The organism is Hungatella hathewayi WAL-18680 (genome assembly GCF_000235505.1).
In the GTDB taxonomy this organism is placed as follows: domain Bacteria; phylum Bacillota; class Clostridia; order Lachnospirales; family Lachnospiraceae; genus Hungatella_A; species Hungatella_A hathewayi_A.
Window position 1 is genome coordinate 159,089 of sequence record NZ_JH379027.1, and the last position, 24,708, is coordinate 183,796.

The following is a 24,708-nucleotide window of genomic DNA, read 5'->3' on the forward strand; positions in this document are numbered from 1 at the left end:
GAGTGGAAGGGAGATAGCGATATGAAGACAGATAAGATTTTAGCAACACGCACCCATAAAATCATCTACAAAGTCGGTGATACTGCAGTAAAAGTATTTGATAAGAATTACCCGAAGGCTGATGTGTTGAATGAAGCTCTGAATCAGGCGAGAGTGGAAGAGACAGGTCTTCCGATTCCGAGAGTCCTGGGCGTTAATGTAACGGAGGACGGCAACTGGTGTATCACCTCCGATTATGTGGAGGGACGTACCCTTCAGGAAATTATGGATGAAGACCCGAAGAATCTTGATAAATACATGCGCGATTTCGTGGCCCTCCAGCTGGAGGTACATAGCAAAAAGGCGCCACTGCTGACAAAGCTGAAAGATAAATGGGATGGAAAAATCATCTCCCTGACAGCCATCAGCGCCACGGTCCGCTATGAACTGAGAACGCGTCTGTCCAGTATGCCAAAGCATACGAAGGTGCTTCACGGTGACTTCAACCCAACCAACGTAATTGTAGATGCGAAAGGCCAGTATCATATCTTAGACTGGTCCCATGCAACCCAGGGTAACGCCTCCGCGGATGCGGCTACCACATATCTGCTGTTTGCACTTCATGACCAGAAGATGGCTGATTTGTACATGGATACCTTCTGCGAGATGAGCGATACCGCAAAACAGTATGTCCAGAGATGGCTGCCGATTACGGCTGCGTCCAGACTGGGCAAGGGGATTCCAGGGGAGAAAGACCTGCTTGAGAAGTGGCTGGATGTTGTTGAGTATGAGTAAGATTGTGTTTCTATCATAAATTGTTTGGAGAAGACTCTCCGGAGACCATCATAAATCGGTTTCCGGGGAGTTTTTTTCGTTTATTTTAAAAATGTATTGACCTTATACTTAGTGCACCCCTTATAATAACGGTAATGAAAGAAAGAGGTGGGGCAGATGAATATAAAAGAGTTAGAACGATTGACAGGTGTGACAAAGCAGAATATCCGGTTTTATGAGAAGAAAGGTCTGCTGACTCCCGACAGAAATCCACAAAATGATTATCGGGAATATACGGAGGATGATGTGGCGATTCTTCAGACCATCAAGATGTTTCGGAAGCTGGAGATATCCATTGAAGATATCCGGCGGATACTGAATCAGGAGGTGGAGCTGGGAGATATGATAGAGAAACATTTAAAAGAACTGACGGACCAGCAGAGCCATCTGAAGGCTTCCATTGAAATCTGCCGACAGCTGACAGATAAAGATCTGGAGAGTCTCAATGTCCCGGAGGTTCTTGAGAAGATGCAGGAGATTGAAAGGAGAGGAGGTAAGTTTATGGATATTATCGAAGATTATAAAAAAGTCGTGGAATGTGAGGGGAAGAAGGAGTTTTCATTTGTACCGGATACGATGGCGCTGACACCGAGAGAATTTACGGATGCACTTCTTCAGTTTGCTAATGAGAATAATCTGAATATTACCATCACAAAAGAGAGTATGTATCCGAGATTTCTGCTGGACGGGATTGAATATGAGGCGGACCGTGTATTTGGCCGTTTGGGAGCGGTGATACGGTGTCATATGGTAAATCCTGAGGAAGGGGAAGCGTGGGATGTCCCGCAGGAGAGACGGGAAAAATTGAAACTGGTACATCAGCTGATAGCGCCTGTTATCATGATTGTATGTGTGCTGCTATTCTGGGCTAGCCGGCAATTTACCTTGGCGTCCCTGCTGGTTGCCTTGAGTGCGGCCATTATATGGATAGCTTATCTGATAGTTTACCGCAATATCAAATAAAAAACCGTGTCAACCGGACTTGATTCCGCCCTATGCAAATACAACGGCCTATGCTATAATTTATCTATTATGAAAACTTACATCGTATTTGACTTAGAGTGGAACCAGAGTCCACAGGGAAAAGAAAATTCCATAGAGGAACTGCCTTTTGAGATTATCGAGATTGGTGCGGTCAAGCTGGATGAGCGGTTTCAGATGGTGGCGGAGTACCATCGTCTGATTTCTCCCCAGGTGTACCGGCAGCTGCATTACAAGATATCCGAAGTGACACATATGGATATGAAGGAGCTTCAGAAAGACGGACTTGATTTTAAGCAGGTGATAGAGGAGTTTATTGCCTGGTGTGGGGATGATTATACCTTTTGTACCTGGGGACCCATGGATTTGACAGAACTGCAGCGGAATATGAGCTATTATCATGTGGAGATACCTTTTAAGAAGCCATTGTTTTATTATGATGTGCAGAAGCTGTATGCACTTCTCCACGGCGATATCAAGGCGAAGCCGTCACTCGATACGGCGGTGGGAGAACTTGATATCAAGGAGGAGCGGCCGTTTCACCGGGCGCTGGATGATGCCTATTATACCGGAAAAGTGATGCAGAGGCTGGATTTTGTGGAAGCGGAGCCCTATCTGTCCGTGGACTATTTCCGGCTGCCGGGAGACAAGGCGGAGGAGATTTATCTGGAATTCCCGGATTACGCCAAATATGTGTCCAGAACCTTTGAGAACAAGGAGGATGCGCTGGCGGATAAGACGGTGACGGATATGCTGTGCCGCAGATGCCGGCGGATGCTGCGCAAGAAAGTCCGCTGGTTTTCCTTTAACCAGAAGACCTATCTGTGCCTGGCAGTTTGTCCGGAGCACGGATTTGTCCGCGGGAAAATCCGCATGAAGAAGTCGGATGATGGACGGGTTTATGTGGTGAAGACCATGAAGCTGGTGGATGATGATGGGGCCCAGAGTGTCTATGAGCGGAAAGAGGAGCTCAAAAAGCGCCGCAACGAAAAGCACAAAATAAAAAGGGCCGAAAGGCGTAACCATGGATAATCAGAAAACAATCTTATTTGAGCAGGCACCCATACCGAGTGCGGTCATGAAACTGGCGGTTCCGACAGTTTTGAGTTCGCTGGTTATGGTACTGTACAATCTGGCAGATACCTATTTTGTGGGAATGCTAAACAATCCGATACAGAATGCGGCGGTGACGCTGGCGGCTCCTGTGCTGCTGGCGTTTAACGCTGTCAACAACCTGTTTGGCGTGGGCAGTTCCAGCATGATGAGCCGGGCGCTTGGACGAAAAGAATATGAGACGGTACGGCAGAGTTCCGCTTTTGGCTTTTACTGTGCGCTGTTTAGTGGAATTTTGCTGTCACTGATGTGTACGGTGTTCCGCCAGCCGCTGTTAGGAATTCTGGGGGCGGATGTCAATACCATAGAGGCTACGGAAGGGTATTTGATCTGGACGGTTACCTTCGGTGCGGTTCCTGCCATTTTGAATGTGGTGCTGGCGTATATGGTGCGCTCGGAGGGAGCGTCTCTTCATGCCAGTATCGGTACCATGAGCGGCTGCCTTTTGAATATTATCATTGACCCGATATTTATTATGCCCTGGGGGCTGAATATGGGGGCGGCAGGAGCCGGATTGGCCACGTTTTTGTCTAACTGTGTGGCGTGTATCTACTTCTTTGTGCTGCTTTACAGGAAGCGGGGGAATACCTATATCAGCATTCGGCCAAGGGAGTTTGGATTCCGGAAACTGATTGTTCTTGGGGTATGCGGAGTCGGCATTCCCGCGTCGATTCAGAATCTGCTGAACGTGACGGGAATGACCATTTTAAACAACTTTACTTCTACATACGGAGCGGACGCGGTGGCGGCCATGGGAATTACCCAGAAGATTAATATGGTGCCCTTGCAGATTGCCATGGGATTTTCCCAGGGGATCATGCCGCTTATCAGTTATACCTATGCCAGCGGGAACCACAAGCGGATGAAGGAAGCCATCTTCTTTACCATGAAAACGCTGCTTCCATTCCTGATATGTGTCTCCCTGGCTTATTATACCTTCGCAGGCGGATTGACGAAATCGTTCATGAATAATCCAACGATTATCGCATACGGGACAAGATTTTTGCGGGGCTTCTGTCTGAGCCTTCCGTTTATGTGTATGGACTTTATCGCGGTGGGTGTCTTCCAGGCCATCGGAATGGGAAGGTCAGCTCTGGTCTTCGCCATTCTCAGGAAGATTATGCTGGAGATTCCGGCGCTCTATATTCTCAACTATCTGTTCCCGCTCTACGGGCTTACCTACGCCCAGTTTACGGCGGAGCTGGTGCTGTCTATCGCGGCGATTGTGATGTTGAGAAGGATATTTGTAAAACTGCAGAAAACAGAATATTTATGATTCACGCATCCGGTACCCAACGCCGATTTCGGTAAATATGTATTCCGGCGCGGCCGTATCCTTCTCGATTTTGCGGCGGATATGGGCCATATTTACACGGAGTATCTGGTTATTGTCATCGGTGTAGGGTCCCCAGATTTCCTTCATCAGGTAATCGTAAGTGAGGACTCTCCCCGCCTGTTTTGCCAGGATGGATACAATCTTGTACTCGATTTGGGTAAGGCTGATGACTTCCTCCCCCAGAGTGACAAGGCGGCGCTCAAAGTCGATGGTCAAATCCCCTGCATGATAGACGGTGGATTCCGTCGCCTCGGAGGTGGAGCGGTGTCTGAGGGCCGTTCTGATACGGGCCAGCAGTTCTCCTGTGCCGAAGGGCTTGGTGATATAATCATCAGCGCCGGAATCCAGCGCTTTCACTTTTTCCGCCTCCTGGGTTCTGGCAGAAATGATAATGACGGGTACTTTGGAGAAGCTGCGTATTTTATTCAGCACATCCAGCCCGTCCATATCCGGCAGACCCAAATCCAGCAGTACAATATCAGGGCATTGGGAAGCTGTCAGGGAAATGCCGTCGGCGCCGGTGGCCGCCGTCACTACTTTGTAGTCTGCCGATTCAAGGGTGGTCTCCATAAAACTGCAAATATTCTTTTCATCTTCGATAATAACCGCTATCTGCTTATGATTCATAATGTCCCTCTCCTATTGGTAATGTAAATATAAACTCTGCTCCGTCTTCATGATTCCGTGCAAATAAATCGCCGTGATGTGCATTGACAATGGTCTTACAGATGGACAGCCCGATGCCCATTCCCTTGTGGGAATCACTGCACTGCCCGGAAGCGGGGGCGCCGCCGTCAAACAGGGTGGGAATAATCGCTTCGTCGATTCCCTTGCCGTGGTCCTTGATAGAGAACCTGGCAAAATGTTCATCCGTGGTGACGATCAACTCAATTGGCGCGTCGCTGTTTGAGTGGTACACGGCATTTTCCAGAAGGTTGATAATCACCTGCTCTATCAGAGTGGCATCCATGGGAACCATGATGAAGTCCTCTGGGATATTCACCTGAACGGCCGCATCCGGAAGACGTTTGTGAAAGCGGATGACCGCATCCGGGATGACTTCTTCCAACGGTTCCAGTGTAGTGACAACGCTGGCGCCTTCCCCCTGTATCCTTGTCACGGATAGCAGGTTTTCCACCATATTTAAAAGCCAGTTGGCATCCTCGGAAATGTTGTGAATCAGGTGGGTCTTCTCCTCCTCCGTCATGGCATCCCCGTGCTCCAGATAATTATCTGTTGTGCCGATAATGCTGGTCAGGGGGGTGCGCAAATCGTGGGAGATGGCCCGCAGCAGGTTGGCCCGCATTTTCTCTTTTTCCGCTTCCATCAGAAGATGCTCCCGCTCATTGAGAATCCGTGTCTGCTCCTTTAAATGGGTGGTCAGGGTGCTGGTCATGGCGGTGATAAACATCAGTGCGATGAAGGTCAGCGGATATCCGTCCAGCGTAAAGTTTAATTCCATAAAAGGATAGGTGAAGATAAAATTGATGAAGACGACGGATACGCAGGATGCGATGATACCCGGCACATAGCCTTCCGTCCGCCTGGCAATCAGCATTGCCGCCAGCGCGTATATGATGGCCACGTTGGTAGTATTTTCCGTGGTTACGAAGAAAAGGGCGGCAATGGCGGTGGCAATGGACAGATAGGCGGAGGTCACGATGATATTGTGCCGTAAGTCCTTCTTGGACATGGTTTCGTTCTCCTTATGTTGAGTACTGAATTACTTTTTCCTAAATGGGAACTTGATGTTCCAGCGGCGTTTGGATGGTTTCAGGGTGTAGGAAGAGCGTTTCTGTTCCATCAGCAAATCAAATTCTACCGACGAATATCCAATCTCCTGAAGCCGCTGTAACCGTTTCTCACGGCGCCGGTTGCGCTCAGAAGCCTCTTTCCGCTCCAGATACCCTTTTACCATGATGATAATAGTAATCAACAGAGCCAGGGCCACGACGACAGCCAGAACGGTCCACACAATAGGAGGAATCTTGATCGGTTCCTTTTTTACAGGTTCCGGCTCCGGCACGGTGGTGCTCTCCAGCGTGATGTCAGCGATATCTGCCAAGGTGGTAGCCGGTATGGCAGGGCCTGAGATATCGGAGGTCTTAAGCTCCAGGTAGGTGGCGCCCACCGCTCTGTCGCCTAGCTGATACTGAATCTTTGCAATGGCATCTGCAGGGTCGGCATCACTCAAATCGTAAGTAATGCTGGAGGTGACAGAGGAGAAATCCGTATTCTTCGGAAGCGTTACCCGGCTGGTTTTGTCAAGCATCAGCCCGGATAAGTTGGAGGCGGATAAACCGGCTATAGTCATGTCGTTCTCAATGGACGTGTAAGTGTTGTCATAGTCGGAAGCTACCACCGACTGAAAGTTCTGGAATCCGAAATCCAGGAGCTTCCTTGTGTCGCTGTAATGCGTTTGATGGCCGTTTAAGATGACACTGACCAGTGTCATGCCGTCACGTTTCGCAAAGGTGACCAGTGTGTTGCCTGCCAGAGACGTGTAGCCGGTTTTCCCTCCAAAGGCGCCGGAGTAATATTCGGCAGAATTCTTCTTAATCATCTTGTGGCCAGGATAGATGCGGGCTCCGTCCGGATTTCTTTTTGTGACAGGAAGGTCATAGTACAGAGTGGAATCAATATCCACAAAAGTTTCGTTCTTTAAGGCGGCCTGTCCAATCAGGGCCATGTCATAGACAGAGGTGTAGTGGTCCGGGTTGTTTAATCCGCTCGGATTGGCAAAATTGGAGTCCTGGCAGCCGAGAGAGGCCGCTTTCTGGTTCATAAGAACCGCAAAGTCCTCTGTGGTGCCGGCCACGTGTTCCGCCAGCGCGTTGGCCACCTCGTTGGCCGATTTTAACAGCATGGCATAGAGACAGTCCCGGACGCTCAAGGTGTCCCCCACGTCCAGTCCCGCGCTGCTGCTGTTGGATTCTACGTTGTAAACAGCATTATGGGAAAATGTTACGGTCTCGTTTAAATCGCAGTTTTCGATGACGATTAAGGCCGTTAGAATTTTTGTGATACTGGCCGGGAAATAGGGGATATGGGCGTTCTTACTGTAAAGAATCGTCCCGGTATCCGCATCCATGACAATACCGCCTTCTGCTTCGATTGAGACGTCAGAAGGCCAGTCAGGGGCCGCATATGTGTTGGTTGTAAAAATTCCTATGCTTATGATGAGGCACAAGAGTACTGCTATCATTTTTTTCATTTATAAAATCTCTCCATACGTATGTCTTAGTAAAAAGGCAAAAATACACCTATGTTACAGTATATGCCATTTTAGGAGACAAGTAAAGAAATTGTGTTATTTTTTCTGCCTGCGGAGGTAGAAAAAGCAGGCCAGAAAAAGGATAAGAACAGATATCCCGTAGGTCAAAGCAATTCTGGCGGCCGTGTCCATGAAGAAAGGCTCCGGCACGATATTGATAAGCAAATCGGTGGCCGGGTCCAGAATCCATAAATCGTTGTTGAAGAAAATATGGTGGAACATCACAAAGTATTTGTTAAAATCTGTGGATATAATTCCAGCCAGCACACAGATAAGGGCGAAAAACAGACCGGTACCAATGCAGATACTCTTCGGAAGTATCTTTTTTACATTGGACTTTAACAGGAACAGGGCAATCACACAGACAGCCGCCACCGCCAGGCAGATTCTCCGAATCATCAAAGCCGCCAGGAACAGCCCCTGCACGTCCACCATATGGGCGATTTCCCGCTCGTTAAAGAATTCTCTCTGCACGCCGCCCACCGTAGTCTCCACATGCAGGTCCGCCCGGTCGCCCCGCAGGAAGGCCATCATCTCTTTCGTCACGTCAAGCAAGTCGTCCATCTCCATGTTGACGTCGGCAGTTACGTTGTACTTGGCGTATTCTTTCTCATAGTAACCGGGAGTCCAGTAGGCGACGGCTTCTACGGATGTGATTAGTAAGATTATCATCAGGCAGAAGGAACATAGGATGCCTGCAAAGTAGCGTAATATAGACATATGATTTACTCCTTATTGTTGTGGTTGGTGGTAAGTAATTGTGGAATTTATTATAGCACTGAATGTCATAATAGAAAACAAAAGATTTGATATTTGACAGACCATCACCAGATGAAAATACGGCGGTGGCCTGTCTATTATATTACTAAAAATCTAGTTTATCTAATTCATCTTTATAACTTTGCGGAGAAGGAGAAACAAAAACTTGCTGATTGTAGAAATAATTAAAAGCAGCCTGCCGACAGTTTTCTAAATGTGATTTCATTAGTTTCTCAGCGTTATCTATATCTTTCTTTAACAATGCAGATAAAAGTTCCAGATGTTCTGCCCGTGCGTCGTGAATCTGTACCTGATTCTGTTTGCTGGATATAATGACTCTTGTATTTTCATCAAATACGCGATGCATCATATCAATAAGATATTTATTTCCGCAGTGTTCAATGATAAACAGGTGCATGGCAGTATCAAGTCGGAACCCATTGCGGATATCAACCAGTTCCTCTTCAAATTTATTGCAAAAAGCAAGTAGTTCTTGTTCCGGAAGATAAGGGGCCGCCATGCGCAGGGTGATGGGCTCAATTTCAATTCTTGTCTGAAATAACTGAATAATATTGCTCAGCAGGATATCAGTTACATAGAGACCCTTTTTGGGCATAATTTTGATAAATCCGTCCATCTCCAAACGACTGATAGCTTCACGGACCGGTGTTCGGCTTAAATTTAATTCTGCAGACAACTGGGCTTCATTGATGATGGAACCAGGAGGATAGACACAGTTGATTAATCTCTCTTTTAAAATTTGGTAAACTTCATTTTTCAGATTGCGATTGGCAATAGTATTGGCTGGCATATGAATTCCCTCAGTCTTTCTGTAACATGTTACGTATAGTATACATCAAGTGTATTATATCGCGTTGTAAAGTAAATATCAACAGAAAAAACTACCTAACTTGCTTTTGATGTTGTGCAATATGCACAAATAACATGCTCCAAATATGGACAATATCAACATGGACATTGAAAAATAATTGTTGTATACTTTAGGAACATAAAGTGTTTACCATTGGTCAACAGTTAAAGAAAGGAGGGGAGCGAGTCATATGGTTCGAAAAGGAGAAGAGCTGTACCAGGAAAAAAAGCCGAGCCCATTTCATGGAAAAGGAGAAATCTTAGTCAGGAGTCTGCTAAACGGTCCGGAAGAAATGTATGACAAAGGGAGAGTTTTTGCACACACTACGATTTACCCGGATTCAGGGCTGGGCTATCATGTGCATGAAAATGAATCGGAGACCTATTACATATTAAGTGGAGTAGGGAGGTTTAATGATAACGGTAAGATTCGGATAGTGAAAGCCGGTGATGTGACATTTACAGGATATGGCGAAGGGCACAGTCTGGAAGCAGCCGGAGAAGAGCCATTAGAGGTGATAGCGCTAATTCTTTATAAGAATTAAAAGTATAGGTAAATGGAGGTACCATATTGAAGTTAATGGATAGAGCATCAGTCAAAGATGTTATCAAAGAGATGACTCTGGAGGAAAAAGCACTTCTGATAACCGGCCAGTTTATGTATGGAACAGAAGGTATAGAACGGTTAGGAATACCAAGAGCCATGTTTTTAGATGCAGGCGGCGGTGTGAACCTGCGCCAGTACATGGTTCAGTTAATCAGTACTGGACAGCTGACAGGTACATATTTGGAAAAGGCAGGCAAACATGGGCTGGGATTAATCGCTTATATGACTAAGATTATGAACAATTTAACCAGCAGGGAGAATCTCAGTGAAGAGGAGAATGAGCTGCTGGATGCATTTTTGGAGAAGATAAGGGAACTGGTGCCAAGCGGAGATTTACCCAGCTGTTTTCCGGATGGAATGCTCTTAGGAGCAACCTGGAACCCGGATGCGGTGCTTCACTGCGCTGAGGCAGTTGGTAAAGAGGCCAGTGCTTTTGGTGTGGATATGCTATTGGGCACACCATGTATCAACATTCACAGAAATCCGTTGGGAGGCCGTAGTTTTGAATCTTATTCGGAAGACCCATATTTGATTAGTGAGCTGGCCCCGAATTATTGTATCGGAGTTCAGAATCAAGGAGTCATAGCGGATGTGAAGCATTTTGCGGCAAATAATCAGGAGACGGAGCGGGAGAGTGTTAACGAGATTATTTCAAAGAGAGCGCTCTATGAGATATATTTTCCGGGATTTAAGGCCTGTGTGCAAAAAGGCGGTGTAAAAAATGTGATGACTGCCTATAACTATATCAATGGGAATGCGTGTGCCCATAACAGCTGGCTGATTCGGGATGTGCTGCGGGGCGAATGGGGATTTGATGGTTTTGTTGTGTCAGACTGGGGTGGTGTGTATGACCAGGTGGAAGCGTTAAAGGCTGGCAATGACTTGAGCGAGCCAGGACCGAGAGATACAAGGCCTATCATTGACGCGGTGAAGGAGGGCCGCTTGGACGAGGCCTGTCTGGACGAGGCAGTAGAACATTATTTAAATGTATTGGTCGAGATGCCGGTTATGAAAGGAAGAAAATATCATGATATCGATTCTGAGAAATCCAGAGAAATTGCCTATGAGACAGCTTGTGAGGGTATTACTCTTTTGAAAAATGATGGCGTACTGCCATTGTCAGTAGATACTCGTATTTCATTTTATGGTGAGAAATCGAAACATTTTCTGGATTGTGGAATCGGCAGCGGCCGGGTTCATACTGATAAAACTAGCAGTTTGATTGATTGCTCCAGACAGATAGTGGGAGACGAAAAGATACTGGTTTCTGAAATGTCTGATTTAACAGATGTGGTGATTATTTCTGCTGCTGCGGCTGGGCAGGAAGGCTGCGATAGAGAAGATATGAAACTGGATGCGGAGGACCAGAAACTGGTTCTTGAAACAGTGAGAGAAGCCAAAAAGCGGCAGAAAAAGGTAGTATTGATACTCAATATATCGGCACCTGTGGAGATGATGGATTACATAGATGATGTTAATGCAGTGCTTTGTGTATACTTTCCGGGAGAGGAAGGTGGACATGCGGCAAGTGATATTCTTTTTGGTAAGAGAAACCCCTGTGGAAAACTTCCATTGACATTTCCAAAGTATTACAGAGATTGTCCATCCTATTTGAATTTCCCAGGTGAATTTGGAGAAGTTCTGTATGGAGAAGGCATTTATGCCGGCTACCGCTATTACGACGTGAAACAGATAGAGCCGCTATTCCCCTTTGGTTATGGGTTGTCATATACAACTTTTGAATTCCAGAATATGAGTCTTAGCTCAGGACGGTTAAACATTGACAATGGAGAAACCGTGCAGGTCAAAGTTACCGTGAAAAATACGGGAAATATGGCTGGAAGCGAAGTGGTTCAGCTCTATATTCATGACCAGGAATCAACGCTTCAGAAGGCGGTGAAGGAATTGAAAGGATTTCAGAAAGTGTTCTTAAATCCTGGGGAGTCCAAAGAAGTTACGATGACGATTGGAAAAGAACAGTTATCCAGTTATGACCCTTACGAGAAAGACTGGGTTTGCGAGCCGGGAATATTCATACTTTTAGCAGGCAATTCTTCCAGAAATATCTATCTGAAGAAATCACTGCTTGTGGAAGGAACCAATGTTTATGGATACGGTCCTAACACGTTGTTTAAGAGAATAAACGACGATGAGAGAGCGGTGAAGATACTGCTGGAAGGTCTGCCGGAAGGGGTAATAGACAGAACTGTCTTAAAAAATTATAATAATACGCTGCCATTCCAGCCTTTTGAGAAGGTATGGGAGAAGGAAATTGTTCCACGGATGCACAATAAAACGGAGGCAGAGATTTCTGCGATGTTTCTTAACATCTGTGGGCTGTTAAAACGGCTGGATGTTACGGCAAGTGAAAAAAAATATATCGAAGATACCGTTTATTAAGGAACCAATGAAACATTTTATATTATTAAAAAGGAGAACAGTATGAAAAGAAAAGCATTGATATCTGTTGTGTTAAGTATGAGTTTGGTTTTGGGAATGACTGGTTGTTCATCCGGGAACACAAAAGAGACAGAGGCGGCGGGTACTACAACCAGTTCAGAGACAGCGGCGACGTCGACGGCGGAGACAACAAGTGAGAAAGTGTCCGAACCTGTCACAGTTTCATTTTATTCACCACTTCCTACTATCCAGGAACAGTATGACTCAGCAGCATCCCGTTACAAAGATGCTACTGGTAATGATGTGGAAATGACATTAATTTACAATGAATCCTATAAAGATAAACTAAAAGTCAGCATGGCTTCTAATTCCGCACCGGACATTTTTGCCCATTGGAGTGGAGGTCCTATGAATTCTTATATTCAGGAGGATTTGATTATTGATTTAACTCCGTATATGGAGGAATCGGGGTTGAAGGACCGTATCATGGAATCCAGTCTCCAGATGGGAACCTATGACGGGAAGATTTATGCGGTTGCTGCCGGTGGAGATTTGATGGTATTCCCATTGTTTTACAACAAAGAAATTTTCGCACAGTATAATCTGGAAGTTCCTGAGACATTAGACGAGCTGGAGACAGTATGTGACACGTTAAAAGAAAACGGTATTATACCTTTTGCTTTAGCAAACTTAAATAAATGGACAGGTTCAGCTTACTATATGTATTTAGTAGACCGTTATGGCGGACCAGATGCATTTTATAATGCTGCAAACCGTGTGAATGGTGGAAGTTTTGAGGATGAAGCATTTGTAAAAGCAGGAGAGACAATTCAGAAATGGGTTAACAATGGTTATTTCCCAGATGGTGTCAATGGACTTGACAATTCTACGGGTCAGGACAGACAGCTTCTGTACACAGGGAAAGCGGCTATGTTTATTTACCCAACTTCTGTTATTGCAATTATCAAAGATGAAATGCCAGATTTTGCGGATAAGATTGGCATTGCAACCTTCCCGGTTGATGGCGATGATAAAGAGGCGGCAAAACGTGTAGTTGGCTCGGCAGGTTCCAATTTCCTTTCCATTTCCAGTAACTGTGAGAATCCAGACGCAGCATTTGCATTTATTGAGGAATTGGCCAGTGAAGATACGGTAACAGAGATGCTGGAGGTTGGCAGATGTGTTCCGGTAAATGGAATCGTGGACAAGGTGACAGACCCGCTGCGCCAGAATGCATTAAATATGCTTCAGGATGCTACTTATGTACAGCTGGCTTATGACCAGTATCTGTCTCCGGTACTGGGGGAAAAACATAAAGATACCACACAGGAACTCTTTGGTTTGACCATGACACCGGAAGAAGCGGCAAAAGCAATGGAAGCCACTGCAAAAGAGCAGGAGAAATAGAGGTGTAGATATGAGAACGTCTCATAACTTTGCTAAGAAATATGAACGACAAAAATTTACAATAAAATTTCTGTTTTTGCTGCCTGTGTTTGGTTTTTTAGCGGTATTTATCTTTTATTCCATTTATAACTCCTTCCACATCAGTCTTTTTGACTGGAGTGGAATGGGTAAAATGACTGATTTTGTGGGATTGAAAAACTGGAAAATGCTGTTAAAGGATTTCACGTTTGCAAAAGCAATTAAAAATAACCTTTTGTTGATGGTGATTTCAGTTTTGGGGCAAACGCCTATTGCACTGGCATTGGCATATTTCCTGGATATTGCAGGAAAGAAGGCAAATATTTTTAAGATTGTATGGTTTTTACCACTGTTAATGTCCAGTGTGGCAATTGGTACCCTTTTTGGCTTTTTATTAGACCCTACGTTTGGCGGGTTGACGGCAATCCTGAATCTATTTGGAAGAGAGGGAATTCCGCTTTTAGGTAATCCGGACTATGCGCTTGTAACAGTTGCATTTGTGATTGTGTGGCAGTTTGTTCCATTTTATATGGTATATTTCCTGGCAGGAATGAGTTCGATTCCGAAAGAAATTTATGAGGCGGCAATGGTGGACGGGGCAAGCAAAAGTCAGTATTTCTTTCAATGTGCCATTCCCCAGCTGATGCCAACAATTAGAAATGCGCTGGTATTGCAGATGATTGGTTCTATGAAGCATTTTGACCTTATTTATATTATGACGGGTGGGGGACCCTCGGGAGCGACAGAGTTGATGGCTACTTATATGTATAAAAAGACGTTTCCGGAAATGCAGATGGGATATGGTTCTACGGTTGCTTCCGCCATGTTTTTGATTATCACATTGATATCTATTACGACTATAAAATTGTTGAGAAAGGGGGAGGATTAAAGATGAATAATAAACGGAGAAAAACTATAAAATGGTCAAAATGGATGGTTCTTCTGCTGGCATGTATCTGGGCGTTTATCACCATCTTTCCCTTCTTCTTTATGGTGTTGTCCAGTTTTAAACAGAGTTCGGAAATGTTTATGAATGGTGTATTTTCATTGCCTGAGCATTTCAGCCTGGCCAATTACGCGGAAGTATTGGAGAGACGATTCGGGATTTATTTTAAAAATTCAGGGCTGACACTGTTACTCTCTCTGGTGGGAATCCTGGTAATCTCTTCTTTAGCATCCTATGTATTTGCGAGGCTGGAGAGTAAATGGACCAATCGTTTGCTGGCTGTTGTAGTAGCCTGTATGTCGATTCCGATTCACATTGCATTTATACCGGTGTTTATTCTCACACAGAAATTTCATACTTATGATACAATTTTTGGACTTGTGGGGCCATATATCGCGTTTTATCTCCCCATCTCTATCTTTATTCTGAGTGGATTTATGAAAGGGATACCAAAGGAGCTGGAGGAGGCGGCACTGATTGACGGGTGCAGTTATTATCAGATATTTGCCCGGATTATTCTGCCGTTGTCAAAACCGGGAATTGCAACCATAGCGATTTACGACAGTGTGTATATCTGGAATGAGTTCAGCTTTGCTTTGATTTTGACTAGTTCCATGAAGAGTAAAACACTTCCGCTGGCGATTTCAGACTTTAAGGGTGAGTATACGATGAATGTGCCTTTGATTATGACAGTACTGACGCTTTGTGCTATTCCGATGATCATTGCATTTTGTATTGGTCAGGATAAGTTGGTGAAGGGAATGATGGCTGGGGCAGTAAAAGGATAGGTGAGTCAGAGAAAATGCCGAACCGCATTTGAAACAGGCGGTCCGGCATTTTTTAGTTGGCTAACAAATTTTCATGTAACAAAAAATCAATCAAATTCAAATGCCGAATTCCATTTCTGTCATTGGTAAGCGTGTCCATGGAAATGACATATTTGGGGTAATTATCATGGACGGAATCAAAGGCGCCAAACTCCCGCTCAATGGTTTTCTCATCGCTCATGAGGTAGGCAGCCTGGATATAAAGTTTGGAATTTGGCAGCTGGGCGATGAAATCTATCTCTCCACGGTATGTCTTGCCGATATAAACTTTATAACCGCGGGCGATTAATTCATTGTAAATGATGGTCTCAATGATAAAGTTCCATTCATCTTTGACCCGGTTCTTTTTTAACTGGAAAAAGCCTAAATCACAGACATAGGTCTTCTCTTCGAAAGCCAGTGCCTTTCGTCCGCGGATATCATACCGCGCTACCTTATCGACAATGCAGGCATCCACAATGTATCGGATATAATCGTAAACGGTTGGGCCTGATATAGACTGGTTGGAGTCAGTAAGGGATGCCGCAATATTCTTGCTGGATACGGTGGTGGAGGTGTTGGCAATCAGGTATTCCAGTATTTTTTCAAGGGACTGTGGGGAGGCGATTTTATTTCTCATGATGATGTCTTTTAAGACAATCGAATCATACAGGCTTGACAGGGTCATCATTCTGCTGTCTTCATCGGGAGCGGAGCATACCAGGGGAAAACCGCCCATGCGGACGTAGTCCTGGAATAATTCTTCCACAGGCTTCTGATAACCGTTAAACTCACAGAATTCTTTGAAATTGAATGGCATAACCCGAAAGGAGACCGTGCGGCCGCCCAGATGGGACGCCAGCTCGCCGGATAGCAGCTTGGAGTTGGAGCCAGTCATAAAAATACTGGTATTATGTGTGGCACGGAAGGAGTTGACAACCAGTTCATAATCAATGACATTCTGTATTTCGTCAAAAAAAAGGTAGGTAAGACCGTCTTCCGGAATCCGCTCCTCAATATACTGATAGAACGCGTCCGGGTCCATCAGCCGTCGATACTTATAATCCTCGAAGTTTACATAAATCATGTGGGTATCCGGGACTCCTGAATTTTTAAGTTCCTCCATGATTTGCAATAAAAGTGTGGATTTACCGCAGCGGCGTATTCCGGTTATCACTTTTACCAGCTCAGAAGGGTAGAACGGGCGAATCTTTCGTAAGTATAATTCTCGTTTTATCATAGTAATATCACCTTCCTCTTATAATTACTATATCACAATAAAACAGAAAACTCAATAGAATTAAATATATTTAAAACTATGAAAAATTATGGTATAGTATTAAACATATTTAAGATAAATAAAGTGAAATAGATTTAAAATATTTTTGTCTATCTCACTTTATTTTTATAAGAGTAAAATGTAATTTTATTAATGGAACTGTACAGACAGTCTATCGTTATCAATGATAAGAATGTCAGCGTACATGGCCCGTCGGTCGCCGGTATTGATGGTATCCAGGCTGCTGCGGGCGTGGTAGACAATCCAGATGGTATCATCAATTTTGATGAGGCTGTTGTGTCCGGTGCCCTCGATATCGCCGTGTCTGCTCAGGAGCGGGTGGTAGGTATGGTTGTCCGGGTATTTAATCCAGTGGAGATTTCTTAAATCTGTCGGACATCCTTTTGCGGTGCAGTAACCGACGAAATATGTATCCTGTTGATAGGAGGAGCCGCTGAATAACAGATAGTGTATATTGCCCCTGGCAAAGTAGTAAGGGCCTTCTACGGTGTACCAGTCCTTGCCGTCGTGAAAACGGTTTTTCTCATAAATTTCCTGAGGCAGGGTGGGACGAACGGCAACTTTGGGGCTTCTATCGAGTTTTGTGGGAGTTATTAACTTGTCTATGACAATAATAGTTCCCGGATATTCGGCTTCGGTATCGTTGACACAATAAAATAAGTACATGCCGCAGGGAGTCACAACTGCATGCGGATCAATGCTGAATGGGGGCAGCAGGACATTTTCTAAGGCAAAGGGACCTTCCGGTGAAACGGAGGAGGCGACCTTGATATGCTGCTCGTGCGGGTCGGTGGCTCCGACCCGCATAGAAGAGTAGTACATGTAGAACCGGCCATCGAAATGCATCACCGATGGCGCCCAATATTCTTTTTCTCCAGGGCTCTGATAGCAGAATCCCAGGTATTCCCAATCCGTAAAATTCCCGCTTCGGTAAAGCTGTACTCCGTCGGAGTGCGTCGCATAGATGTAATAACTGTGATTCCAGCAAATAATATACGGATCTGGTTGCTCCATAGGTGCTTTGTCACCTGGTCTGTGGTTATAAAGTTTCATAAGATTCCTCATTCTCAATAAGTGTAAGTGTAAGGATTAGTTGGAAGATATCTTATTTAAATAAGCATCTCTGATATAAGCGGTACAGTCGGCGATGCCCTTTCCATTGATGTCAGCGGCGAAGAGAGAGCCACCTGTTCCAATCTCGGACCACATGCCGGATGGCAGGTACTGGCGGTCAAATACATTGTCATAATAGATTGCGTCGCCGAAGATTGCGTCAGAGTCGTTCAATGCGGCAATTTCTCCGGTAATCGAAGCGTCGGAATCGGTGAGGGACGGAATACCGCCGATGATCTCACAAACTTTGGCGGAGATATCCGGACGGGCGAAGAAGTCCAAAAATGCTTTCGATGCATCCGCTTCTTTGGTCTCCCTCCAGATACCGAAAGCAAAGCCTTCACCGGAATAATAGGTCATTTTACCATCCTTGGCAGAAGCAGGAGACGGCATGATGCCCAATTCCGTATTTTCATTGTAAGTCCAGATACTTTTAATTACGTTGGTGCTGCCGTAGCTGAATGCGGTCTTGTCGGCAGCCATAGCCTGGTAAATCTCGTCCCATGTGGCAGTTGAAATATTTTCATTCATATATCCGTTGTTATACCAGCCCTGGAATAATTCCAGTACCTCCGGAAGCATACCATCCCAGTCAAAGGAACCATCTCCCATGCTCTTAATTAAATCTTCACTGTAATGCTCACCTCCCGGAGTGGTCCAGTATGGGGCAGCCGTGTAGCAGATCCAGTGAGGCTGTGCTGCCGCAACGGAGATTGCCGTGTATCCAGCATCGGTTACGGTCCTTAATGCTGCTGTGAAATCATCCCAGGTACGGATGGTAGTAGGGTCAACCCCGGCTTTGTCAAGAACTGTCTTATTATAGACAATACCGGAGCACTGGGAGGTAATACACAGACAGTTTAATTTACCGTCTGCGGAAATGACGTTGATGACACTGTCTGACACGTTGGATGCCCAAGGCTGATCGCTTAAATCCATCAAGTATTCACCATAACGAAGAGTGGCCCATCCATGGGTGTTCCAGACATCCGGCAGGCTGTTGGAAGCCATCCGTGTCTTCATAACAGATTCGTAGTCACTGCCATAGCTGACAATATTGACTTTCACCCCGGTTTCCTCTGTGAACTGGTCAATCAGGGTCTGCAGACTGGCTAAATCATTATCAGAGTAATTCAGAGCCACTTCAATTTCATGTCCGGCCAGGTCGCTGGCAATTGGAGCGGTTTCTTGCCCGGACGTCTGGCCGGTGGTCTGGGTCTCTTCTTTTGCGGTGGTTTCCGGCGCATCATTTGAGCTGCTACAGCCGGTGATAAGACCAGCGGTCATGATGGCGGTTAACAAAATCGCGGTGCTTCTTCTTTTCATAGTACATCCTCCTGATAGTATGTAGTTTGTTGTGCCTTTTGGAAATTATACTTGCATTATACAATACAATATGATAATATTCAATTGTAAAATACAAAAGAAAGGTGGAATATACTATTTACAAAGAAGAGATAAAATATTTTGCCAAAGCGCCGGAGAGCTGTCCCTTCGGCATCGAAATGACAGGGACATCCTACTGTGACAGCAGTTATTACATATCAAGGACACTGGAAGCTTCCAATGTCTATGTGTTGGAATATATCATTGAAGGGGAGGGGACTATTCATGTGAATTCGAAAGAATATCATCCCCAGACCGGTGATTTTTATTTACTGCAGCCGGGAAAACCTCATGAGTATTATTCCAGCGCCGAACAGCCGTGGGTGAAACTCTTTGTGAATCTGTATGGGCCGCTTTGTAAGGCGGTGATTGATACTTATGGGCTGACAGATACGGTTCTCGTGAAGAACTGTGATGTGCGGGGGCTGTTTGAAGCGCTGCTGCAGACTGCCAATGAGCCGGAACTGCCGGATGACATGGTGTTTAACCGCTGTGCCGGGAAATTCGTGGAGATTATCGCCAGAGTTTCCTCCCATATTTCCGATGAGAATCCTCTGCACAGTGAGGAAGCCATCCGGATGAGACAGTACGTGGATAAAAATACCCACCGGTTTGTCAGCGTTGCGGAGCTGGCGGATTCGATTTCCCGTTCCCTCGATTATACGGCGAAGTTATTTAAAGCGGAGTTTGACATCACACCGTATGAGTATCAGATCAGACAGAAGATGGATATCTGCAAGAGGCTGTTATCTACCACCAGTACGCCGATCCACAAGATTGCCGAGAGCCTTGGATATATGGATCAGCAGTATTTTTCCAGATTATTTAAGAAGCGGTGCGGCATGAGTCCGCGGGTGTACAGAAGTACACATCAACAGGACAATCTAAAATAGACAGAACAAAGGAGAGGGTTATTATGAAGAAGCGGGACATAAGAATGAATCTGTACTATATTCCGGCGCTGATCTTAATGTTGTCCTTCATTGTGTTTCCCCTGGGGAATGCGATAAGGCTGGCATTCTTTAAATGGAACGGCTACTCACAGAATATGGTATGGTACGGGGTGCAGAACTATATCAACATGGTGAAGGACAAGTATTTCTGGACTGCGTTCTTCAATACTCTTCTCTACGGCTTTGCGTCGATGCTGATTCAGAATATACTGGGGCTGGCATATGCTATATTTTTAAATACGAACTTTAGGGGAAGAGTGATTGTGAGGACATTTGTGTATCTTCCAATTATGATTTCCGGGCTTTTGATGGGGTATATCATGTATTACTTTGTGCAGTATCAGGGGGGCGTGTTTAATGAGATGTTGTCCTGGTTTGGTATTGCGCCGTTAGACTGGATGAACGATCCCATGAGAGCCAGACTGATGATTACAGCCATCAACGGACTTCAGTTTGTGGGGAATTCCATGATTATCTATCTGTCGGGCCTTCAGAATATACCAGCCATGTATTATGAGGCGGCGGCTCTGGACGGGGCCTCGTCCTGGGGAGTGTTTCGCAACATCACATTGCCGCTGCTGGTACCGGCCATGTCCACGGCGGTAGTGTTAAACTTGATTAACAGCCTGAAGCTGAATGACATTATCATTTCCATGACCAATGGAGGGCCTGCACTTTCAACACATTCGCTGTCCAGTTTTATCTCACACACCTACTTTACGGCGGAGCAGGCGGGGTATGCTTCGGCGATTGGTGTCTTTATGTTTTTGTTCATCCTGCTGGTCTCTGTGACCATGAATCAGTATTTTAGAAAGAGGGAGGTGGAATATTGATGAACGCAGCGAAGCGTATCAAATCCCAGTGGTGGAAATATGTGCTGGGACTTTGCATTATAGTGTTACATATTCTGCCTTTATACGTACTTTTGGCAATGTCTTTCAAAAAAATGACGGATATTGGTTCTAGACTGGCATGGCCCGGTTATCTGTATCTTGATAACTACGTCAGGATCTTTCAAAAAGGAACGCTGTGGACCGCTTACTTTAATACGGCAGTTATCACTGTGGCGGTGGTAGTGATTGAGATTTTCTGCGGTTGTCTGGCGGCGTATCCCCTTGCCAGGAACCAGTCAAAGTTTAATGAGGTCATCCGTTCGATTGTGCTGGGGGTCATGATGATTCCCGCATTGTCCGTGCTGGTGGGCGTCTATTCCCTACTGGTTAAAATGGGGGCAACCAATACCAGATGGGGGGTAATCCTGGTGTCAGCCGCATTTGGTCTGCCGTCCTCCATTTTTCTTTACAGTAATTATATTGTATCCATTCCACGGGCGCTGGATGAGGCAGCGACTATTGACGGGGCCAGTACGTTCCAATGTTTCTGGTATGTGATTTTGCCCCAGCTAAAACCGGTCACGGTAACTGTGATTATCCTAAAGGGTGTTGGTGTCTGGAATGATTATCTGTATCCTATGTACATTTTACAAAATCCGAAGCTCTATACGGTGGTATTGACCATCAAGCAGTATTTTTCTACGGAGGCGGTGAGCAACTTAAACGGGGCTGCGGCTTACTGTGTGCTGGGAATGCTGCCTGTGATTGTGCTTTATATCGTATTGAATAAATATTTTGTCCAGGGATCTATGGACAGTGCAGTAAAATAGAGAAAGACGGAAAATGCGGATGGTTGATGGGGAGTTTTATTGACATATGAAGAAAAAATCTGTTTTACTGTTTGTAACCGGATATTTGGCTTACAGTGCGGTTTATGTCTGTCGGTTGAATTTATCTGTGGCGGCGCCCGTGTTGCAGTCTGAGGGAATGATGACGAAGGCACAGATTGGGTGGCTTAGCAGTGTATTTTTTATCACCTATTCCCTGGGACAGTTGTTTAACGGCTGTCTGGGGGATCGGCTGAAAGCGAGAAATATGATCTGTACCGGCTTGTTGCTGGCCGGTATCTGTAATGTGATGATCGGGGCATTGCCGCCATTTGCGGCAATTTTTGTGCTATGGGCGATTAATGGCTATGCGCAGTCCATGGTCTGGGGGCCGTTGCTTCGAACGGTATCGGCGTCCTTTAATAAAGAGAAAGGACGATATATCGCTTCTTTGCTGATCTCATCTGTGGCGGCGGGGAGTGTTATTGGAATTGTGCTGGCTTCATTTTCGGCGTCTATGCTGGGGATCTGTTTTGCCTTTATGCTGCCGGGTTGTGTTACCCTGGTGGTCTGCGGTGTTGTCATGCTCCTGTTTCGAACTGAGGAACCGGCGAAGACGGAGAAGAGAAGTTTGTTAAAACAGCTGTTTTTGGAGCCGAAGATCCTGCTGATTTTATTGCCGGCCATGATTCATGGGGTGCTGAAGGACAATATTAACTTATGGGCGCCCTCTTATTTCGTGCAGACGTTTCAGACGAGTATCTCGGGGACGGCATTTTATGTGTTAATTATTCCTGTGATCAGTTTGGTGGGACGGTTGATTTATCCGGTGATTTACAGGGCCTGTCATGGGAGGGAACACCTTGTTACCATGCTGGCGTTAGGTGTATCCGGGATTGCTCTGATGCCCTTGTGTGTGGGAGCCGGTTCGATGGTTTCCGTGGTATGCCTAAGTCTGGTGGCGGCGGCGATTTCCGTTGTGAATACATCGATCCTGAGTATTTATCCCATGAATTTCAAGAAGGACGGATTGGTTTCTTCTGTGGCGGGGATTATGGATTTTGCTACTTATATGGGGGCGGGAATCAGTTCAGCGATTTATGGGTATGTTCTGGAATACAGCAGTTTTGAGATAATGTATGTTTCTTGGATTGTTTTATGTCTGGCCGGAATTGTGATTCTGGTAAAATTGGAAAGGAAGTACGGTTATGAGAAAATATCTGATTCAAGATAAGGGGAAGTTTTATAAAGCGAATCTTCATTGTCATAGCACGATGTCGGATGGACGTCTGACACCAAAGGAATTGAAAGAGGCTTTTAAGGAGCGGGGATATTCGGTACTTGCCATTACGGATCATGAGGTGATGCTTGACCATTCATATTTGAATGATGAGGAATTTCTGACATTGACTGGCTATGAGATGGCGGTCAATCAGCCAGGAGATTACTGGCCGGTGACAAAGGTGTGCCATATGAATATCTACTCCTGCGATCCGCACAAAATAGACCAGGTTTTTTATGATCCGGCCATGTTGATTTTTAATAACAAACAGCATGAAAACCGAATAAAATTTGTTGGTGAGAAAGTGAAAAAAGAATACAGTCCGGCTCATATTAATGCCACGATACGCGCGGCAAAGGAACAAGGATATTTAGTCACTTACAATCATCCGTCCTGGTCTTTGGGGGATTATCGGGATTATGGAAGCTATGAAGGGATGTTTGCTATGGAGATATACAACACCTGTTGTGCGGTTCCTTTGGCCATGAATGAATATAATGAGCGGACTTATGATGAACTGTTGCGTGCAGGAAAGCGCTTGTACTGCGTGGCGGCGGATGACTGCCATGGAGACAATAACTTTGACTCTATAAACAGCGATTATTTTGGCGGCTGGATCATGATTAAGGCCGATACCCTGGAATATCAGACCATTTTCCAGGCGTTAAAAGACGGCCAGTTCTATGCTTCCTGCGGTCCTGTGATCCGCGAACTCTATATAGAGGATGACTGTGTGGTGCTGGAATGTGAACCGGCGTCAGCGATACGCTACGGCACTTACGGAAGAACGACAAAAGTAATTCGGAACGAGGACGGCAGCCCAGTGACTAAGGCGAGTATTCCGATTAACCGCGAAGACATTTATTTCCGGTTTGAAGTGATGGATGAGCGGGGGAAGAAGGCATATACCAATGCTTATTTTATAGAAGATCTGTAAGAGCTTTAGGAGCACTTTAACAATGTGAAGCCAATCGTGGGTAATGCCTGGCGCTACCCAGATATTACCTCTGATTTATAAAAAGCTGCCACGTTTGTCGTGGCAGCCTCTTTCATTTCAATTATTCTGCTTTTGTCTTATTCCGTTTGATGACCTTCAACCGGGTAAACTCTTCACGCTCTTTCTCTTCCAGAGCATTGGAGATGTTCTTCGTCAGGGTGTCGTACATCGGAATCGTGATATTCTTTAATGCATTGGCACGCTTCTGGGTCTTCTTGATGTTGTTGGCCAGGCGGTAGGCGGAGTTTTCTACCATGGATAGCTTGATAGTCAGTTCTTTCACCTTCTCGAATCTGGCTCTGGCTTCATCCAGGGACTCTTTGGTGCTGTAATAGGCATAGGTCAGGCTCATCGGAGTCTCTTCATGCTGAACCAGCGGAATCTCGGTTCCCATGATGCTTCGGGTTTTGATACGGATTCCGGTCTCAATGGGGATGGAGGCGCTGATTTCCTGGACATAGTTGATACCCAGCTCGATATTGGCCATCTGGAGGGCCAGGTAGGCCTCCCGGAAGGTCACATCAATCTCAGACTGGATATCTTTCGCCTGGTCAATCAGTTCCATCAGTTCCCGAATCAGGATATTCCGTTTCTTATCCATCAGCACATAGCCCTGGCGGGCAAGAGCAAGAGAGTTTTTGGCCAATATTAAATTGCCTTTTGTAGGAAATGAATTCGGATTCATGA

23 protein-coding genes are annotated in these 24,708 nt (G+C 45.5%); 14 read left to right on the forward strand and 9 right to left on the reverse strand.

Translation table 11 applies throughout. The annotated features are described in order from the left end of the window. Nucleotides 1-21 precede the first annotated feature (21 nt). From HMPREF9473_RS00805 to HMPREF9473_RS00820, 4 genes are all read left to right on the forward strand, one after another. On the forward strand, nucleotides 22-774 hold the full coding sequence (locus HMPREF9473_RS00805; RefSeq protein WP_006778139.1) for a phosphotransferase family protein: 753 nt from the start codon (nucleotides 22-24) through the stop codon (nucleotides 772-774). 156 nt (nucleotides 775-930) lie between these two features. After that, entirely contained in the window at nucleotides 931-1,776 is an 846-nt protein-coding gene (locus tag HMPREF9473_RS00810) for a MerR family transcriptional regulator (protein WP_006778140.1), read from the forward strand. Between the two features lie 69 nt (nucleotides 1,777-1,845). Next, nucleotides 1,846-2,826: a 3'-5' exonuclease gene (locus HMPREF9473_RS00815; RefSeq protein ID WP_006778141.1), complete on the forward strand. Its 981-nt coding sequence runs from the start codon at nucleotides 1,846-1,848 to the stop codon at nucleotides 2,824-2,826. Continuing rightward, on the forward strand, nucleotides 2,819-4,183 hold the full coding sequence (locus tag HMPREF9473_RS00820) for an MATE family efflux transporter (protein WP_006778142.1): 1,365 nt from the start codon (nucleotides 2,819-2,821) through the stop codon (nucleotides 4,181-4,183). The genes HMPREF9473_RS00815 and HMPREF9473_RS00820 overlap by 8 nt, the downstream gene beginning before the upstream one ends. On the opposite strand, the gene HMPREF9473_RS00825 is transcribed toward HMPREF9473_RS00820, so the two are convergent. The 5 genes from HMPREF9473_RS00825 to HMPREF9473_RS00845 all read right to left on the reverse strand — a co-directional run bounded on the left by HMPREF9473_RS00825 (nucleotide 4,178) and on the right by HMPREF9473_RS00845 (nucleotide 9,087). Beyond that, nucleotides 4,178-4,870, reverse strand: coding sequence for a response regulator (locus HMPREF9473_RS00825; RefSeq protein ID WP_006778143.1), 693 nt, complete (start codon nucleotides 4,868-4,870; stop codon nucleotides 4,178-4,180). The genes HMPREF9473_RS00820 and HMPREF9473_RS00825 overlap by 6 nt on opposite strands. Then, a complete protein-coding gene (locus HMPREF9473_RS00830; RefSeq protein WP_006778144.1) occupies nucleotides 4,860-5,936 on the reverse strand; it encodes a sensor histidine kinase in 1,077 nt (358 codons plus the stop codon). Before HMPREF9473_RS00830 ends, HMPREF9473_RS00825 begins: the two co-directional genes overlap by 11 nt. A 30-nt stretch (nucleotides 5,937-5,966) precedes the next feature. After that, nucleotides 5,967-7,457: a D-alanyl-D-alanine carboxypeptidase family protein gene (locus HMPREF9473_RS00835; RefSeq protein ID WP_034857765.1), complete on the reverse strand. Its 1,491-nt coding sequence runs from the start codon at nucleotides 7,455-7,457 to the stop codon at nucleotides 5,967-5,969. A 96-nt stretch (nucleotides 7,458-7,553) separates the two neighbouring features. Continuing rightward, nucleotides 7,554-8,237, reverse strand: coding sequence for a TIGR01906 family membrane protein (locus HMPREF9473_RS00840; protein ID WP_006778146.1), 684 nt, complete (start codon nucleotides 8,235-8,237; stop codon nucleotides 7,554-7,556). Nucleotides 8,238-8,382: 145 nt separating this feature from the next. After that, nucleotides 8,383-9,087, reverse strand: a complete 705-nt coding sequence (locus HMPREF9473_RS00845) for a GntR family transcriptional regulator (RefSeq protein WP_006778147.1) — start codon at nucleotides 9,085-9,087, stop codon at nucleotides 8,383-8,385. Nucleotides 9,088-9,337: 250 nt separating this feature from the next. On the opposite strand from HMPREF9473_RS00845, the gene HMPREF9473_RS00850 reads away from it, so the two are divergent. The 5 genes from HMPREF9473_RS00850 to HMPREF9473_RS00870 are packed head-to-tail and all read left to right on the forward strand — an operon-like array spanning nucleotide 9,338 to nucleotide 15,312. Next, nucleotides 9,338-9,691: a cupin domain-containing protein gene (locus HMPREF9473_RS00850; RefSeq protein ID WP_006778148.1), complete on the forward strand. Its 354-nt coding sequence runs from the start codon at nucleotides 9,338-9,340 to the stop codon at nucleotides 9,689-9,691. A gap of 35 nt (nucleotides 9,692-9,726) precedes the next feature. Continuing rightward, nucleotides 9,727-12,153 carry a glycoside hydrolase family 3 N-terminal domain-containing protein gene (locus HMPREF9473_RS00855; RefSeq protein ID WP_207636777.1) on the forward strand — a complete coding sequence of 809 codons (2,427 nt, stop codon included), beginning with the start codon at nucleotides 9,727-9,729 and terminating at the stop codon, nucleotides 12,151-12,153. A 42-nt stretch (nucleotides 12,154-12,195) separates the two neighbouring features. Continuing rightward, entirely contained in the window at nucleotides 12,196-13,560 is a 1,365-nt protein-coding gene (locus tag HMPREF9473_RS00860; protein ID WP_006778150.1) for an ABC transporter substrate-binding protein, read from the forward strand. A 10-nt stretch (nucleotides 13,561-13,570) separates the two neighbouring features. After that, complete coding sequence (locus HMPREF9473_RS00865) at nucleotides 13,571-14,467, forward strand: carbohydrate ABC transporter permease (RefSeq protein ID WP_006778151.1); 897 nt, start codon at nucleotides 13,571-13,573, stop codon at nucleotides 14,465-14,467. A gap of 2 nt (nucleotides 14,468-14,469) precedes the next feature. Continuing rightward, complete coding sequence (locus HMPREF9473_RS00870) at nucleotides 14,470-15,312, forward strand: carbohydrate ABC transporter permease (protein WP_006778152.1); 843 nt, start codon at nucleotides 14,470-14,472, stop codon at nucleotides 15,310-15,312. A 52-nt stretch (nucleotides 15,313-15,364) separates the two neighbouring features. Here the strand turns inward: HMPREF9473_RS00870 and HMPREF9473_RS00875 are convergent, their stop codons facing one another. The 3 genes from HMPREF9473_RS00875 to HMPREF9473_RS00885 form a co-directional block, all read right to left on the reverse strand. After that, nucleotides 15,365-16,570: an ATP-binding protein gene (locus HMPREF9473_RS00875; protein ID WP_006778153.1), complete on the reverse strand. Its 1,206-nt coding sequence runs from the start codon at nucleotides 16,568-16,570 to the stop codon at nucleotides 15,365-15,367. 189 nt (nucleotides 16,571-16,759) lie between these two features. Then, nucleotides 16,760-17,644 carry a glycoside hydrolase family 43 protein gene (locus HMPREF9473_RS00880; protein WP_157140193.1) on the reverse strand — a complete coding sequence of 295 codons (885 nt, stop codon included), beginning with the start codon at nucleotides 17,642-17,644 and terminating at the stop codon, nucleotides 16,760-16,762. A 75-nt stretch (nucleotides 17,645-17,719) separates the two neighbouring features. After that, nucleotides 17,720-19,069, reverse strand: coding sequence for an ABC transporter substrate-binding protein (locus HMPREF9473_RS00885; RefSeq protein WP_006778155.1), 1,350 nt, complete (start codon nucleotides 19,067-19,069; stop codon nucleotides 17,720-17,722). 104 nt (nucleotides 19,070-19,173) lie between these two features. Here HMPREF9473_RS00885 and HMPREF9473_RS00890 point away from each other — a divergent pair, with 104 nt between their 5' ends. From HMPREF9473_RS00890 to HMPREF9473_RS00910, 5 genes are read left to right on the forward strand one after another with little or no spacing between them, the layout of a single operon-like run. Beyond that, nucleotides 19,174-20,022 carry a helix-turn-helix domain-containing protein gene (locus HMPREF9473_RS00890; RefSeq protein ID WP_006778156.1) on the forward strand — a complete coding sequence of 283 codons (849 nt, stop codon included), beginning with the start codon at nucleotides 19,174-19,176 and terminating at the stop codon, nucleotides 20,020-20,022. A gap of 23 nt (nucleotides 20,023-20,045) precedes the next feature. Further along, nucleotides 20,046-20,915 (forward strand): carbohydrate ABC transporter permease, encoded by an 870-nt coding sequence (locus HMPREF9473_RS00895; RefSeq protein WP_006778157.1) that lies wholly within the window; start codon nucleotides 20,046-20,048, stop codon nucleotides 20,913-20,915. Then, nucleotides 20,915-21,745 (forward strand): carbohydrate ABC transporter permease, encoded by an 831-nt coding sequence (locus HMPREF9473_RS00900; protein WP_006778158.1) that lies wholly within the window; start codon nucleotides 20,915-20,917, stop codon nucleotides 21,743-21,745. The genes HMPREF9473_RS00895 and HMPREF9473_RS00900 overlap by 1 nt, the downstream gene beginning before the upstream one ends. A gap of 46 nt (nucleotides 21,746-21,791) precedes the next feature. After that, nucleotides 21,792-22,976 carry an MFS transporter gene (locus HMPREF9473_RS00905; protein ID WP_006778159.1) on the forward strand — a complete coding sequence of 395 codons (1,185 nt, stop codon included), beginning with the start codon at nucleotides 21,792-21,794 and terminating at the stop codon, nucleotides 22,974-22,976. Then, on the forward strand, nucleotides 22,951-23,961 hold the full coding sequence (locus tag HMPREF9473_RS00910; protein ID WP_006778160.1) for a PHP domain-containing protein: 1,011 nt from the start codon (nucleotides 22,951-22,953) through the stop codon (nucleotides 23,959-23,961). The genes HMPREF9473_RS00905 and HMPREF9473_RS00910 overlap by 26 nt, the downstream gene beginning before the upstream one ends. Before the next feature lie 121 nt (nucleotides 23,962-24,082). Here HMPREF9473_RS00910 and HMPREF9473_RS00915 read toward each other — a convergent pair whose 3' ends face one another. Then, complete coding sequence (locus HMPREF9473_RS00915; RefSeq protein WP_006778161.1) at nucleotides 24,083-24,706, reverse strand: V-type ATP synthase subunit D; 624 nt, start codon at nucleotides 24,704-24,706, stop codon at nucleotides 24,083-24,085. Nucleotides 24,707-24,708 lie beyond the last annotated feature (2 nt).

Coding starts and splice junctions, on each gene's coding strand:
- HMPREF9473_RS00865 (WP_006778151.1), top strand. CDS start 13,571: ATGAGAACGTCTCATAACTTTGCTAAGAAATATGAACGACAAAAATTT.
- HMPREF9473_RS00895 (WP_006778157.1), top strand. CDS start 20,046: ATGAAGAAGCGGGACATAAGAATGAATCTGTACTATATTCCGGCGCTG.
- HMPREF9473_RS00850 (WP_006778148.1), top strand. CDS start 9,338: ATGGTTCGAAAAGGAGAAGAGCTGTACCAGGAAAAAAAGCCGAGCCCA.
- HMPREF9473_RS00815 (WP_006778141.1), top strand. CDS start 1,846: ATGAAAACTTACATCGTATTTGACTTAGAGTGGAACCAGAGTCCACAG.
- HMPREF9473_RS00880 (WP_157140193.1), bottom strand. CDS start 17,644: ATGGAGCAACCAGATCCGTATATTATTTGCTGGAATCACAGTTATTAC.
- HMPREF9473_RS00905 (WP_006778159.1), top strand. CDS start 21,792: ATGAAGAAAAAATCTGTTTTACTGTTTGTAACCGGATATTTGGCTTAC.
- HMPREF9473_RS00900 (WP_006778158.1), top strand. CDS start 20,915: ATGAACGCAGCGAAGCGTATCAAATCCCAGTGGTGGAAATATGTGCTG.
- HMPREF9473_RS00825 (WP_006778143.1), bottom strand. CDS start 4,870: ATGAATCATAAGCAGATAGCGGTTATTATCGAAGATGAAAAGAATATT.
- HMPREF9473_RS00820 (WP_006778142.1), top strand. CDS start 2,819: ATGGATAATCAGAAAACAATCTTATTTGAGCAGGCACCCATACCGAGT.
- HMPREF9473_RS00810 (WP_006778140.1), top strand. CDS start 931: ATGAATATAAAAGAGTTAGAACGATTGACAGGTGTGACAAAGCAGAAT.
- HMPREF9473_RS00860 (WP_006778150.1), top strand. CDS start 12,196: ATGAAAAGAAAAGCATTGATATCTGTTGTGTTAAGTATGAGTTTGGTT.
- HMPREF9473_RS00855 (WP_207636777.1), top strand. CDS start 9,727: ATGGATAGAGCATCAGTCAAAGATGTTATCAAAGAGATGACTCTGGAG.
- HMPREF9473_RS00805 (WP_006778139.1), top strand. CDS start 22: ATGAAGACAGATAAGATTTTAGCAACACGCACCCATAAAATCATCTAC.
- HMPREF9473_RS00845 (WP_006778147.1), bottom strand. CDS start 9,087: ATGCCAGCCAATACTATTGCCAATCGCAATCTGAAAAATGAAGTTTAC.
- HMPREF9473_RS00885 (WP_006778155.1), bottom strand. CDS start 19,069: ATGAAAAGAAGAAGCACCGCGATTTTGTTAACCGCCATCATGACCGCT.
- HMPREF9473_RS00840 (WP_006778146.1), bottom strand. CDS start 8,237: ATGTCTATATTACGCTACTTTGCAGGCATCCTATGTTCCTTCTGCCTG.
- HMPREF9473_RS00910 (WP_006778160.1), top strand. CDS start 22,951: ATGAGAAAATATCTGATTCAAGATAAGGGGAAGTTTTATAAAGCGAAT.
- HMPREF9473_RS00830 (WP_006778144.1), bottom strand. CDS start 5,936: ATGTCCAAGAAGGACTTACGGCACAATATCATCGTGACCTCCGCCTAT.
- HMPREF9473_RS00875 (WP_006778153.1), bottom strand. CDS start 16,570: ATGATAAAACGAGAATTATACTTACGAAAGATTCGCCCGTTCTACCCT.
- HMPREF9473_RS00915 (WP_006778161.1), bottom strand. CDS start 24,706: ATGAATCCGAATTCATTTCCTACAAAAGGCAATTTAATATTGGCCAAA.
- HMPREF9473_RS00870 (WP_006778152.1), top strand. CDS start 14,470: ATGAATAATAAACGGAGAAAAACTATAAAATGGTCAAAATGGATGGTT.
- HMPREF9473_RS00835 (WP_034857765.1), bottom strand. CDS start 7,457: ATGAAAAAAATGATAGCAGTACTCTTGTGCCTCATCATAAGCATAGGA.